This is a genomic window from Sporomusa sp. 246TCP1 (genome assembly GCF_057319775.1).
On the sequence record NZ_CM170492.1, the window covers coordinates 5,390,747 to 5,404,149 of the forward strand.

Annotated in this window: 15 protein-coding genes; 11 read left to right on the forward strand and 4 right to left on the reverse strand. The window is 42.2% G+C overall.

The window, feature by feature from the left end:
* The first annotated feature begins 135 nt into the window (after positions 1–135).
* The 6 genes from AC1ECB_RS25410 to AC1ECB_RS25435 all read left to right on the forward strand — a co-directional run bounded on the left by AC1ECB_RS25410 (position 136) and on the right by AC1ECB_RS25435 (position 4,953).
* Entirely contained in the window at positions 136–417 is a 282-nt protein-coding gene (locus AC1ECB_RS25410) for a hypothetical protein (protein WP_485666399.1), read from the forward strand.
* On the forward strand, positions 414–590 hold the full coding sequence (locus tag AC1ECB_RS25415; protein WP_485666400.1) for a hypothetical protein: 177 nt from the start codon (positions 414–416) through the stop codon (positions 588–590). Before AC1ECB_RS25410 ends, AC1ECB_RS25415 begins: the two co-directional genes overlap by 4 nt.
* Before the next feature lie 93 nt (positions 591–683).
* Positions 684–929 carry a tetratricopeptide repeat protein gene (locus tag AC1ECB_RS25420; protein WP_485669405.1) on the forward strand — a complete coding sequence of 82 codons (246 nt, stop codon included), beginning with the start codon at positions 684–686 and terminating at the stop codon, positions 927–929.
* 27 nt (positions 930–956) lie between these two features.
* Positions 957–1,238, forward strand: a complete 282-nt coding sequence (locus AC1ECB_RS25425) for a tetratricopeptide repeat protein (protein ID WP_485669406.1) — start codon at positions 957–959, stop codon at positions 1,236–1,238.
* A 581-nt stretch (positions 1,239–1,819) separates the two neighbouring features.
* Positions 1,820–3,181, forward strand: a complete 1,362-nt coding sequence (locus AC1ECB_RS25430) for a WD40 repeat domain-containing protein (protein ID WP_485666401.1) — start codon at positions 1,820–1,822, stop codon at positions 3,179–3,181.
* A 1,073-nt stretch (positions 3,182–4,254) separates the two neighbouring features.
* The gene (locus AC1ECB_RS25435; RefSeq protein WP_485666402.1) at positions 4,255–4,953 is read left to right on the forward strand and encodes a reverse transcriptase domain-containing protein; all 699 of its coding nucleotides are present in this window, start codon (positions 4,255–4,257) and stop codon (positions 4,951–4,953) included.
* Positions 4,954–5,058: 105 nt separating this feature from the next.
* Here AC1ECB_RS25435 and AC1ECB_RS25440 read toward each other — a convergent pair whose 3' ends face one another.
* From AC1ECB_RS25440 to AC1ECB_RS25450, 3 genes are read right to left on the reverse strand one after another with little or no spacing between them, the layout of a single operon-like run.
* Positions 5,059–6,069: a site-specific integrase gene (locus tag AC1ECB_RS25440; protein ID WP_485666403.1), complete on the reverse strand. Its 1,011-nt coding sequence runs from the start codon at positions 6,067–6,069 to the stop codon at positions 5,059–5,061.
* On the reverse strand, positions 6,056–7,036 hold the full coding sequence (locus AC1ECB_RS25445) for a tyrosine-type recombinase/integrase (protein WP_485666404.1): 981 nt from the start codon (positions 7,034–7,036) through the stop codon (positions 6,056–6,058). The genes AC1ECB_RS25440 and AC1ECB_RS25445 overlap by 14 nt, the downstream gene beginning before the upstream one ends.
* Complete coding sequence (locus tag AC1ECB_RS25450) at positions 7,029–8,021, reverse strand: site-specific integrase (protein WP_485666405.1); 993 nt, start codon at positions 8,019–8,021, stop codon at positions 7,029–7,031. Before AC1ECB_RS25450 ends, AC1ECB_RS25445 begins: the two co-directional genes overlap by 8 nt.
* Positions 8,022–8,149: 128 nt before the next feature.
* On the opposite strand from AC1ECB_RS25450, the gene istA reads away from it, so the two are divergent.
* Together istA and AC1ECB_RS25460 are read left to right on the forward strand one after the other, a co-directional pair.
* A complete protein-coding gene (gene istA, locus AC1ECB_RS25455; RefSeq protein ID WP_485666406.1) occupies positions 8,150–9,727 on the forward strand; it encodes an IS21 family transposase in 1,578 nt (525 codons plus the stop codon).
* The gene (locus AC1ECB_RS25460) at positions 9,714–10,454 is read left to right on the forward strand and encodes an ATP-binding protein (RefSeq protein WP_485666229.1); all 741 of its coding nucleotides are present in this window, start codon (positions 9,714–9,716) and stop codon (positions 10,452–10,454) included. The genes istA and AC1ECB_RS25460 overlap by 14 nt, the downstream gene beginning before the upstream one ends.
* Before the next feature lie 82 nt (positions 10,455–10,536).
* Here AC1ECB_RS25460 and AC1ECB_RS25465 read toward each other — a convergent pair whose 3' ends face one another.
* Positions 10,537–10,890: a hypothetical protein gene (locus AC1ECB_RS25465; RefSeq protein ID WP_485666407.1), complete on the reverse strand. Its 354-nt coding sequence runs from the start codon at positions 10,888–10,890 to the stop codon at positions 10,537–10,539.
* A 142-nt stretch (positions 10,891–11,032) separates the two neighbouring features.
* On the opposite strand from AC1ECB_RS25465, the gene AC1ECB_RS25470 reads away from it, so the two are divergent.
* The 3 genes from AC1ECB_RS25470 to AC1ECB_RS25480 all read left to right on the forward strand — a co-directional run bounded on the left by AC1ECB_RS25470 (position 11,033) and on the right by AC1ECB_RS25480 (position 13,391).
* Positions 11,033–12,160 carry a reverse transcriptase domain-containing protein gene (locus AC1ECB_RS25470; RefSeq protein ID WP_485669407.1) on the forward strand — a complete coding sequence of 376 codons (1,128 nt, stop codon included), beginning with the start codon at positions 11,033–11,035 and terminating at the stop codon, positions 12,158–12,160.
* A gap of 335 nt (positions 12,161–12,495) precedes the next feature.
* Positions 12,496–12,720 (forward strand): hypothetical protein, encoded by a 225-nt coding sequence (locus tag AC1ECB_RS25475; protein ID WP_485666408.1) that lies wholly within the window; start codon positions 12,496–12,498, stop codon positions 12,718–12,720.
* Between the two features lie 14 nt (positions 12,721–12,734).
* Positions 12,735–13,391: a YkgJ family cysteine cluster protein gene (locus AC1ECB_RS25480; RefSeq protein ID WP_485666409.1), complete on the forward strand. Its 657-nt coding sequence runs from the start codon at positions 12,735–12,737 to the stop codon at positions 13,389–13,391.
* Positions 13,392–13,403 lie beyond the last annotated feature (12 nt).

Below are 13,403 nucleotides of genomic sequence, written 5' to 3' on the forward strand. Positions count from 1 at the left end.
TCTACTCGACATTATATGTTATCAAGTTATTTGGTGAAGCGACTCTTTGTTTGTTTGATGTTATTAGCCTTTCTCATTCTCCCTTCCCCTGTTTCTGCTGAAGTTAAAGAGATTATCGCAGAAGGTTCTTATACTATGGGTGATGGCGAGACTCCTTCTGTTGCTCAAGAAAGAGCCATTGTAGAGGCTAAGCGTACTGCCATTGAACAGGCTGGTACTTACTTAGAGAGTTTTACAGAAGTAAAGGATATGCAACTGACTAGGGATGAAATTAGGACATTTGCTTCTGGATTGATTGAGACTACTGTACTTGATAAGAAGCGAAGCTTTGGAAATAATGATAGTATTCAATTTTGGGTGAAGGTTCGATGTTCAGTTGACACTGATAAAATATCCAAGCTATGCGTAATAAGATGAACGATAAAACTACACTGTCAGATACTCTAAAAAAAGTACAGTCTGATTATGAAAAAGCAATGATAGAAATCGAAACATTAAAACGCCAACAGACACAAGCTAGAACTCAACAAGAGAAAAACTTAGTCGAAACAAAGATAAACCAAAACGAACTATATTTTACAGCTATTTAGTGGTTTGAAAAAGGATATGACTACCTTGTTAATAAGAAAGATTATAATAATGCCATTATTGCCAATAACAAAGCTTTAGAATTAATCTCAAATATTCCAGAGGCATACAATAATCGGGGACTCGCTTATTATTATATCGGTGAATACAGTTTAGCGATATGCGACTATACAAAAGCTATCGATTTAAATCCAAATTTGCCAGAAGCTTATCGAAATCGTGGTGATGTTTATAAGGCAAAAGGACAACAAGATTTAGCCTTAGTAGATTATGGAAAAGCTTTCAAATTAAAAACAGAGTTAGCAAAAAATGGTGATGTAAATAGAATTGTTGAACAATAATACTCTACAGGTGATTATGATAGAATAATAGAATTAAATCCATATTCTGTAGAAGCATATTTTAAGCGTGGAAATTCCTACCGCAATAATTGTAAATACGATTTAGCAATAGCTGACTTTAGTAAAGTTATTGAATTAGAACCTACGAATTATCTTGCCTATTTCGAACGAGGGAATTGTTATTATGTAAAGCAAAATTATGACTTGGCAATAGCTGATTACAGTAAAACTATTGAATTGAATCCTACTAAGTCAGGCGCATATCATAATCGTGGTGATGTTTATAGATTCAAGGAAAGTATGATTTAGCAAATGCTGACTATGAAAAGGAAAAGGCTATTGAATTAGAGAGAAGTAAGGGCTCTTGAGCTACACTCTCGTGCAGAAAGCCAGTTATGTGCAGGTGGTAGGCAGCAATGATAGCGGTGACTGGGGAAAGAAAAAACAATAGTTACGGGAAACGCCACCAATATGTGGTCAAAGTGCGGATGCAGATTATGCTGCAGGAGTCCTTAGTCCTTTCCGCAATAGCACATATGGTAATGTTAATACAGTAAAAGTCCCGCTAATATGGGCAAAGGTCAACCGAAAGGGAGGAACTAATGGACAAAACAAAGCCGTAAGATATTCCCAAGCATGTAGTGCTTGAGGCGTTTCGACGTGTAAAAGCGAACAAGGGGGCAGCCGGAATAGATGGCGAAAGCCTGGAAGCGTTCGAAGCAGACATAAAGAATAACTTCTATAAGATCTGGAATCGGATGTTTTCCGGAAATCGTTTTTAAATGTTGATTTATTTTGATTATTTTTTTGCATTATTAGTGAGTAAGGATACAAAAAAAATTGCTCAACGCGAACGGATTTCATTCCGTTTTGTGCCTTAAGCGAAAGGAATGGATATAACTATGTTATTTTTGAGGCGGCTCATTTTATACATAATGATATTATTTTTGTATGCGGCTTTGCCAGTACAATCCATCGCCGCTGAAAGTAAAGAAATCATCGCAGATGGCGTCTATCAAATGGGGGATAACGATTCATTTAAATCCGCCGATGAAGCTGCGCTGCTTTTGGCCAAAAGAAATGCACTGGAGCAAGCAGGAACATATGTAACGAGTGTGTCAAATGTGAAAAACTTTACTTTGACAGAAGATAAAATTACGTCGCTATCAGCAGCTGTAATGGAGATAAATATTTTAGATAAACAAAGAATCAAATCAGGAAATACTATGGAAGTTAGGATTAAGATAAAAGCAATAATACATTTGGATAAACTCTCGCAAATATTGCTCGATAAACCAACAGTCGAAGAAGGAAAAATATACACCCGAAAACTATATCGAGTCCTTGGTAATGATCAAATACCGATGAACTTAAAAAACGTATTTTCTATTGCATATTCAAAAGATGGAAAAAAAATCGCAACTAATCTATATGATCGCAGCATTTTTCATGATAAATTACTTATTTGGGATGCTATTTCAGGAGAAAAAATTAGGGAAATCGCAATTGATGGTCAACTTGTGCTAGATATTGCCTTTTCATCTAATGGTAATAGTGTGGCAGTAGCAATGGGAGGAAGAGACTCTGGAATTAGTATTTATGATCTTAATACAGGTAATTTGATAAATAAACTTAATGGTCATGAAGGATGGGTCTCATCTATTACCTATTTAAAAGATGGAGAGCTTTTAGCAAGCGGGAGTCATGACAAAACAGTAAGGGTATGGATCACTCGAGCGACTACTGGTACACCCGCATCTACGATGTATGGACATTCGGAAGCATTAATACAAGGGTTTTCACCTAGCATTACGTCTGTTTCTTTTTTTGACGAAGGTCATTTGTTGGCAAGCAGCTCACTTGATGGCACAGTAAAGGTTTGGACTATTAGTGGAAAACTCGTTAGATCATTAAACGGTCATAATGGGGGGGTGACTGCAGTAGAATGTTCACCTGATGGGACTCTAATTGCCAGTAGCAGTGAGGACAAAACTACAATATTATGGGATGCACAGACATTCCAATTAGTTAAAAAAATAGATGTTGGAGGAGGTAAAATAGCGTTTTTAGGAGATGGGAAAAACCTGGCAATTGAAGATGTGCGAGATAAGGCAATTAAAATATATAACATAAAAACTGGACAATTTACACAAGTGGTCGAAAATTCTTCGGGTCCTATAGCTATTTCACCTAATGGTAAATACTTAGTCGCAAAAAACCTTAAAGATCAAAATATTTCAGTTTGGGAATAGTTTGAATACTAGAATGTTGAAACTTAGAATACGTGGATTTGCAAGGTTACGGATCAACGAATCAAACTCCTGTCTAAATGGAAAAGTTAGCCGTTGATCAGGTATGGAGATCTCCTGGTAATCCTATGCGAAAAACGCCCCCCCTCTAAGGGTGCCGAACCTTTACACGAAACTCAAATTACGTGTATTAGTATCGTTTTTCTATCAAAACACACGTTGAGTCAGTAGCCGTGATAGAGCCTAAATAGCCTGATTCTGTAAGGATTCGCTGGTTTTGATAAATTAAAAATGTGTATATTTATGTTTGCATAGACATTCAAAATGGGGCTAACACTTATTGGGAATCGAAAAAAACGCCCCCTAAGTCTGTGCGAACATAGCGTGCGACACGTTTCTAAGTGAAAAGCTTAGGCATTGGCACTATTGCCAAGAGAACTAATATCTTGATGAATCAAATGATGGGGTAACGCCTTGAAGGGTTCACTTTAATACTCCGACTGGCGTCGATACAGGTAAGTACTGAAATGTCAGAAGCTCGGTGAAGTCGCGTGAGAACTGCCCTGTTTCAAAAGAAGCAGGAAACCTGTCCAGCGGTGGATGGTGCAGTCTATAGCGCGGAAGTCTATAAAATACCTATGGCAAGAATGAGCATCAGAGCTCCGACAAAGATTCCGAATGTACGGGGGAATTTCGCGGCTAATAGAAATGTTAGCACATACATAAGTATGGTAGATGAGGATGAGTAAAAAATCCTATGTATGAAAATCCTTGCAATGTTATAGGCATTGGATAATCTACAAACCTAGAGGAACTGCCTAACGGTATATGCAAGATAGAGATATTGGAACGTGGTAACCATTGAACGTGGAGAACTTATCTTCTATGAAGCGGTGACAGGGTAACCTGTCTTTATCAATGCGAAAGCAGGGTCACAGTACCAATGAAACCATGATAATAACTGGTGGAGGGATAGACCCAAGTCAATCATGATTAAAAACTTAACATCACAAATCACTCCATAGGTTCTGGTGCGACTAAAAGAGGCCACTCCACGAAAGGAGGTGTTGACGACTATGGCTACTGCGGCTAAGAATAAAAAGCTACGCCACAATGAATATTATGGCGAGCAAAGTACACTTGATGAATTATATTCGCAAAGTCTTAAAAGTGCTAAATTCAAGAAACTATACGAAAAAATAATAAGTGAAAGCAATATTCTTTTAGCCTATCGCAATATCAAGACTAATCCCGGCAGTATAACAGAGGGTACGGATAATAAAACCATCAATGATATTGCAGCCATGAAAAATGAGCAAGTCATAAGACTGGTGCAAAAACGACTAATAAGATACAAACCACAATCAGTCAAACGAGTGGAAATTCCAAAAAACAATGGAAAATTAAGACCACTAGGCATACCAACCATATCTGACCGGCTGATTCAGCAATGTATCCTGCAAATTTTTGAACCCATATGTGAAGCAAAGTTTCATAATCATAGCTTTGGCTTTAGACCCAACAGAAGTACAGAACATGCTATTGCCACTATGAATAGGAGGATTAATGTACAAAAATTACATTTTGTTGTGGACATTGATATTAAAGGGTTCTTTGATAATGTTGACCATGGCAAATTACTAAAACAAATGTGGACTATGGGAATACAGGATAAAAGGCTTCTCTGTATCATATCAGCAATGTTAAAAGCAGAAATTCAAGGATTGGGTATCCCCTCAAAAGGTACTCCGCAAGGTGGCCTATGCAAAGCTTAGCATAGACCGCCTTATGCAAAGTGGGAGACTATGCAAAGTAACCGCAGGAAAAGCTTGGAACTACTGCATTTCTATCCGCTTTACTTTGCATAGTTATCTGCAAGTCTAAAGGCTTGACAACCAAGACATCAGATTAGTATTGCTATTACAGTCAGGGAGATCTGGATCCACAAGGTCAGGGTACGCATTCTCTAGTGCCTTGCGTTTTAATTCCGTATCAGCCCGAGCATAAATCTCAGTGGTCTTGATATCCGTATGCCCCAAAAAATCACGGATGTATATGAGATTCACCCCTGCTTGGAGCAGATGGACGGCCTTCGAATGGCGGAGCATGTGGCATTTAACCTTCGATGGGACTGAATCCGATATTTCATGTGCCTGTGCTGCATATTTCCCGAGCACGTAGGCAACGCCCTCCCTTGTAAGCCGGTTATGCTGGCTGTTTGTAAAGAGCGGGTATGTCTTCTTGTGCGATACATCCAGATGGTTTTCAGAAATATAAGCGACAAGAAGGTTGGCTGTATTCTTCATTAGCGGGACACGTCGCATCTTGCTTCCTTTTCCCGTAAGCATGAGGATCGCATTGGCACCGGAGATGAAGTCCCCGACACTTAAATCAATCAGTTCCTGCACGCGTGCACCGCTGTCATACAGCGTGCTCAACATTACAAGGTCACGGCGTCCCTTCGGGTAACTGCGGTCCGGTTGTTCTAGCAGCAGACGGATTCCTTCCGGAGTTAGGTGCTCCACGGTTTTCTTCCTACCTTTTTTAACCGGTATTGCAATTACCTTTTGGAAATGAAACAGTGATTCCGGGGATTCCGCTTGTGCATACCGGAAAAAGGAGTGGATCGCCGTCAAACGCAGGTTGCGTGTGGTCACGCCACACCCACGCTCCGTTTCCAGCCAGTCAAGGAAGGAAATGACGCACCCATGGGTAATACAAGACATCTTGATCTTTTCAGGTGGCATCCCCTCCTGTTCTTGGAAATACCGGAGCAGGAGCTTGAAGGTATCCCTGTAGGAGCGGATGGTGTTGGGACTCACATTCTTCTGCCCGGGCAGGTAATCAGAGAGAAACTTCGTCAGGTAGATGGAAAAATCAGTCGGCTTCATAAGGTTCGTCTCCCGTGTCCGGTATTATGTTCCCAAATGCACCTTCTAATTTCATACGGATGTCCGGAAATACGTCCGCCGTCATGCGCAGGTAGTATGCTGTCTCATTAAAGCTGTCGTGACCCATGTAGGTTTTCAGGACTGGGAGCATGGCCATAAGATCCTTCCCCTGTTCCGACCAGGCTTTCAGCCGATAGACTGCAAAAGTATGTCGAAAATCATGGACCCTCGGTCCGTCGCCAGTGTGGGATATTCTGGCCCGCCATAAGAAACGCCGGAAATTTCTATAGACGTTTACCAGCGTCATAGGCCTGCGAGGAGCTCCTGGGAAAAAGAATGCGCCTTCATCCGGGAATGGATGTACCGCATCCGCATATTCCCTGAGACGTTTTAACATGGATGTCGATACCATTACTAGTCTGCTGTTACGATTCTTCGATTCCCGTATGGTCAGGCAACCTTTTTCGAGGTCTACATCGCCGACCATAAGGAGCCTCGCCTCCGAACAGCGCATCCCGCATGCAAACAAGAGTCGGAAAAAGACCGGCATAACCAGATGCCGCCAAGGACATTCATAGCAGAAATGGCATTTATCCGTCTCCGCAAAAAAACGCAACAGTTCATCCCGCACATAGATATGTGGTACATATTGAGATCCTGAAGGATAATAATTATCCGGCAGTATATATGCCGGATACCCGGTGCTGTCCAGATATTTTGCGAACTGCCGGATAGCAGAGGCACGTGAACACTGGTTAGCCGGTTTTTCATGTGCCTGCTTTGCACACCAACCAGTGACGGACTCTTTTGAAAGCCCAGTAATTGTGGGGTAGTTCAGGGCCAGGTACCGGTCGAATCTCTTCAGGACACCGACCTCCGACTCGTATTTGTTGCCGACAGAACGTTTCAGCAGGATGAATTTATTCATCTCGTCCTTCAGCGGGCCGATAAAACCGAATTCATTCACAGTGGATCACCTCCTCGAAATCGAGCGGGCACTGTGAAAGACGCTCCATGTCAACCTTCAGGTATATCGCGGTGGAGTTAGTGTTGAGATGGCCGAGGATGTCCGAGATAACTGGGAGTGGGGTCTCCTTCTCCAGTAGCACGCTTGCCATGGTATGGCGAAGGCTGTGCATACCCCGGCGTTTCTTAAGCCTTGGGATATGAGCCTTCTCCATGTATGACAGGATCAACTGATTCAGATGGTCTCCCTCTGAAAAAGGAAGGAACGGTGCCATGTGCCGTACGAATACACAGTCAGAATCCACTTTTGGTCGTCCGTATTTCAGATAGTCTATGACGGCCCAGCCAACATCCGGTACGAGCGGCAGTTCCATCTGCTGCCTGGTCTTTGACTGTATAAAGCAGAGCTTCTTCTCCGCCCAATGAAATTCCCCCAGGCGCAAGTTCTTAATGTCCCTACAACGCAGTCCCAGTCGGCAGGCAATCAATATGATTGCATAGTCGCGCTTCCCTTTAGGACTTGCGCGGTCTATGGCTCCGATGAGCTTTGTCAGTTCCTCTGTGGTCCATACGGATGGAATGGATGTCTGCTTTCTGGCTTTGACCATAGGCATCTTCGATGCTAAATCGGTATTTATGATGCCTTCCCTAAACAGGAACAGGAAGAAGGCACGCAGAGAGCAAATGTTTTGCTCGACCGTCTTGTAGGAAAACCCTGAGAGTGTGAGGATGTAGGCATTTATTGTATCCATACTTATACCCGAAAAACCATGCATCCCCTGGGCCTCTAGATAGTCCATGAAATAGCCAGATTGTTTGGTATAGTGTTCTACCGTGGCTTTTGAATAATCTTTTGTTGAGACACAGTAGTCCTCGAACCGTCTGCTTGTCTCAATGAAACATAAATTAGTCAGCAGTTCCCGGTGTGAATATTCCGTGCGTGGCGTACCGCTAATCCGCACAATGATACCGGCACTCCATGGCAATGATACCACCACTTCGATTCCCTAATCTACCGCAATCGTACCATCAGTCCATGACAATGATACCGGTTTCCTTTATCTTACTAGTAAGAACCATTTGGTTCAAATCTAAGATAAAGGAGACCATCACTATGGCAAACAAAATCAAAGTCAAACTGATTTTGGAACTGCGGGATGCACACATGTCTCAGAACAGCATTGCTGCCACTCGAAACATGTCAAAATCCTCCGTCAGCGAAGTATGCCACATCGCTGATGAGAAACAGATCCGCTATGACGATGTTAAAGAATTGGCTGAAGATGAAGTCTATCAGATGTTCTTCCCCAACAAATACTCGGATCTAAGCCAGCTCTATGAATTACCGTCGTATGATCAGGTTCATGACGAACTCAAAAAGGTAGGTGTTACCTTAAAACTTCTCTGGAAAGAATACAAAGCCGAGTGCGAAGCAAACGGAAGAATACCAGTCGGATACTCCAAGTATTGCGAAGATTACGGCCAATACGTTGCAGAGAAGGCGCTTACCAATCATCTTATCCATAAGCCGGGAATCCGGTGCGAAGTGGACTGGAGCGGACCTACCATGAAATTTATGGATCCGGACACTGGTGAGCTCATAAAGGTTTACCTGTTTGTAGCGACTCTTCCTTACAGCCAGTATTCTTATGTTGAGCCCTGCCTTGATATGAAACTGAATACCTGGCTCAGATGCCATATCAACATGTATAAATTCTTTGGCGGTGTGCCTGTGAGAACTGTATGCGATAACCTCAAGACGGGCGTTATCAAACACCCAAAAGAAGGAGACATCCTCCTTAACAGCGCATATGAGGAACTTGGCAATCACTACTGCACCGCTATCATGCCTACCGGCGTCCGCAAACCCAAGCAGAAAGCCTCTGTAGAAGGGACGGTCGGTAAAATTGCCACTGCGGTCATCGCAAAGCTCAGGAATGAAGAATTCCATTCCTTCGGTGAACTCAGGATTGCAGTGAGCAAAGCATTGGCTGAATTGAATGAAGCGCCGTTTCAGAAGCGGGAAGGCAGCCGCTACCTCGTGTATGTGGAGGAAAAACCCTATCTGCATGAACTGCCGGCAGTTCCTTATGAGATCTGCGAGTGGAAGCATGGGGTAAAGGTTTATCCTGACTGCCATATCGTGTTCTGGAAAAATCATTATTCCTGCCCGTTTCATTATCGCGGCAAGGAAGTAAGTGTACGGATCACGGATACGCTTCTCGAAATCTATTACAATCACGAGCGCATTGCCACCCATCCAAAGTTCCCCGATTACCGGAGCAACGGATGGAGCACGCACAAGGAGGATATGCCGGATGCATACAATCAGCCTGAAATGGATGAAAACCGCATCAAACGCTGGGCTGCGTCCATAGGAGAAAGTACGGCGGAAGTCATTGACCGTATTTTCCGTAGCGTAACTATAAAAGAGCAGGGCTATAATTCGGCCCTGTCGGTGTTACATCTGGCAAAGACGTATTCCGAAGAGCGTCTGGAAACCGCATGTGAAATCGGCCTGTCCAGTATACGGGTGCCCCGTTACCATCATCTTAAAGCCGTTCTTTCCGGCAATCAAGATAAAATCTATCTTGCCCAGAAAGAAGAAAGCGAAATCCGTCAAAAGAATAGTGAGGTGCGCGGATATGTCCGCGGTGCCGCTTATTATGGAGGATACGATGATGATAAATGAGGAAACCCGCCGCAAACTGGAAGAACTCAATCTGAGCGAAATGATGCGTGGACTGGAGCTCCAATCCGGTCAACAGAGCTGCCAGACCCTCACTTTTGAGGAACGCATGCAGCTCCTGGTTGATTATATATACCAGGAAAAATATACAAACAAAGTGAAACGTCTGACGAAACTTGCAAAGTTCCGCTTCCCACAGGCCAATGTCGATGATATCTACTACACAGACCGTCATCTTGACCGGGACAAGGTACTTGGCGTTGCTAGCTGTCAGTTCCTGAATTCCAATACGAATATCATTATTGACGGTTTCACGGGATCAGGCAAGAGCTATTTAGCCTGCGCATTTGGCAAAGCTGCCTGCAGGTTGGGATACAGAACTAGATACATCCGGATGCCGGATCTGTTACAGCTGCATGATGAAGCCGCTACCACTGTCACTGGCGTATCAAAACTCCTCAAGAAGTTTGAGAGTTACACACTCCTGATTCTGGATGAATGGCTTATCGATGATCTGTCACGCCAGCAGGAACATTTCCTGTTCGAACTGATTGAGCGTCGTTATACTGACAGAAGCACCGTATTCTGTACGCAGTATCGAATTGAGGATTGGCACACACGCCTTGGTGGTGGAATCCATGCGGATGCGATCATTGACCGCATTGTGAATAATTCCATTCGGATTTATTCCGGCGATCTGAATATGCGCAAGGTAAAGGTTAACGAGTAACAAAAAAGCTGTGTTGGGTACCGCTCTTCGGAGCGGTACTGACCAGCGGACTACCAGTACGCTTAGCATGGACAGACAGTATCTATAATTGCGATTCGCGGTACGAATCGTGCGGAATAATCACCCGGTGTTTCAAGTATCTCCGTAAAACCGCATGATGAAGCTGAAAATCACCGACCATACGTATGACACGGAGTTCCTGTGTCTGCGCTTGGTTCAATGTTCGCGAGAAATCATCCTGCGTAATAGCGAAATATTCTCGTACGAAATCAATGCCAAGTTGTTCCGTATAGTAAACCTGCCCGTTCTTGTGGGCAAAATTCTCGAGCTTGCGCCAGCGGTTGCGGTAAAAGGTCATGGTGCCTTTTGTGTAACCGAGGCGAAGCAGTTCCTGTTCCAGATCCTGGAGCAGTTCGCGAAGTGTCTGTCGTTGCATGAGCAATACCTCCTGATAGATATTTGAGAACAATCTCAAATCTATCATTGGAGGTTATGCAAAGTAATTTAACCCGAAATGGCCAAAAATCAACATTTTTAGCATATTTCTTTGCATAGTTACTTTCTTTGCATAAGGTGGCATTTTATCTCCGTTGTTATCGAATATAGTCTTAAATGAACTGGACTGGTGGATTAGTGATCAATGGGAAAGTTTCGAAACAGCTCATACCTTTACAAGAAATGACAATAAGCTAAATGCTCTACGTAATTCTTCAAAGCTAAAAGAATGCTTCATTATTAGATACGCTGACGACTTTAAGATCATGTGTCGTACCCGCGATATAGCCGAAAGAGTCTTCATAGCAGTTAAGTCTTGGCTCAAAGAAAGATTACATCTTAAAATTAGCCCGGATAAATCCAAAATAACAAATCTGCGAAAGAAATCATCTGAATTTCTTGGCTTTTCGATTAAAGCCGTTGTAAAAGGCAAAAAGCGGGTAGCCCATTCAAGGATAAAATCTGATGCTGTTAGTAAAATAATGGTCAAAGGTAAAAAACTAATCAAAAAAGTCAAACAGAAGTCCAGCCAAAAAAATATCGCCCTGTTCAATTCCTACGTGCTGGGAACCCAAAATTACTATCGTATAGCAACGCACTGTTCTATAGACTTCAATAATATTGGATACTATCTTGATAGGATAGCAAAAATGAGATGGCGGTTAATCGCCACCAATAAAGGCTCTCCTGACAAAGTATATACCCAAAAATATAAGGGCTATAACAAAAACAAATTATATATCCGCTGCAAAATTATATACCCCATGTCATGTTGCAAGCATAAAAATGCAATGAGCTTTTCTACCAAAATAAATAACTACACCACTGAAGGTAGAATACTCATTCATGAACAGATCGAAAAGGTATCAGAGCATGAATTTCTCTATCTGGTGAAACACCCTGTAGAAAATCAAAGCATTGAATACAATGACAACCGAATATCATTATTCTCTGCCCAATGCGGGAAATGCAGAATACTTGGAACGAGACTGAATGTCAGTGATTTTCACTGTCACCATATCAAAAACATCCAAACCAATGGAAATGATAAATACAAAAACCTTGTTATAGTTCACCCTGATATTGACCAATTAATACACGCAACCAAATCCGGTATCATTCATCAACTACTGGCGAAACTTAATTTATCTAATGAACAGATAGAAAAAGTAAATCAATTCCGGCTAAAAGTAGGAAATTCTGTGGTTTAAGTAAGTTAATTACGATTGATGGAACGCCGTATGAGGTTAAAGCTTCACGTACGGTGTGAATCAGGGGAAAAGGTGGCGAGTATATCAAAACCTTACCTATTGATATCTAAATAGGTTAATTTTGATGCGTATGATAGTTTAATACTTGGAAAAATTTTAAAGTGCTCCGGCCCGTGAAAATATGGGTTGAAGCACTTTTTTGAAATTGGGAGGCCACTGCAGAGCAGGTTAGTGCAAAGCACAATAATAATATTGATGTTTCATATTGCTAGCAGGAAATACAAAAATTTTGTGGAAGATAAAATATTTAAGCTAATTGCCATATGGGGGTTACTATGAGTAAGGTAATTTATATTAATAATGAAAATAAAATCGGGCTAAGTACACGAAGACCAACTAATGGCAGTGAGTGGACATTGGTACAAGATTTTACTGAGTACTTTACAAGCCTATATCGGAAGTCAGCGTTACTGCAACTAATTGAAGTAAATTCTATGACTGAGTTGCCGGTAAAAGTGATCGAAGTTAGCAATAGTGTGATTGTGGTTAGTGTGAAGTAAAATTAGCGAGGGGAATGGTCAAACTGAAACTATTTTTCAACAAGGAAAATGAAGTAGATATTAGTGGCTTAAGCAATAGATCAACAGTACAGGAATTTTTCGATGCTGTCGATGAATTTTTACTTGAAAATCCATTGCCCTGCGGTACCTGCAGGCAACATTGCTGTAAAGGCCGGTTCAAAATCAATATGGACAGTGTTAGTGCTAAAAAACTGTCTAAAGGAAAGCTTGAACGCATAATTCCTAAACTGTTTGTTGACGTGGGCCAAAATAAACTGGAGATATTTCTTCTTGCCGGGAAAAAGAAATGCCGCCACCTGGATGGATTGTCGAGATGTCTTGTTTACAATGAGCGACCGGCAAGCTGCCGAACCTATATATGTATTCCGCAAAGCCCATGTTACAAGATTCTCGACGCGGCAATTGTCGCCGAGATGCACCATGCAATGCGTGCCGTATATCTTGATGCGGTGATAAACGACCCGGCAACGCCGCCGGCAGCTATTGAGCCGGCAAAAACGTTGCGCGAAGAAATAATAAGCGCCAGTACAGCTTACGGGTGCAACAATTATAGCGAAATTCTGATTAAGGATTGTGTAAGAGCTGATTTTGTGCATTCTAATGTGTCGCCAGAGGACGTGCGTTTATTTCATGAAATCATCAACAGGTAATTCAGAATAATG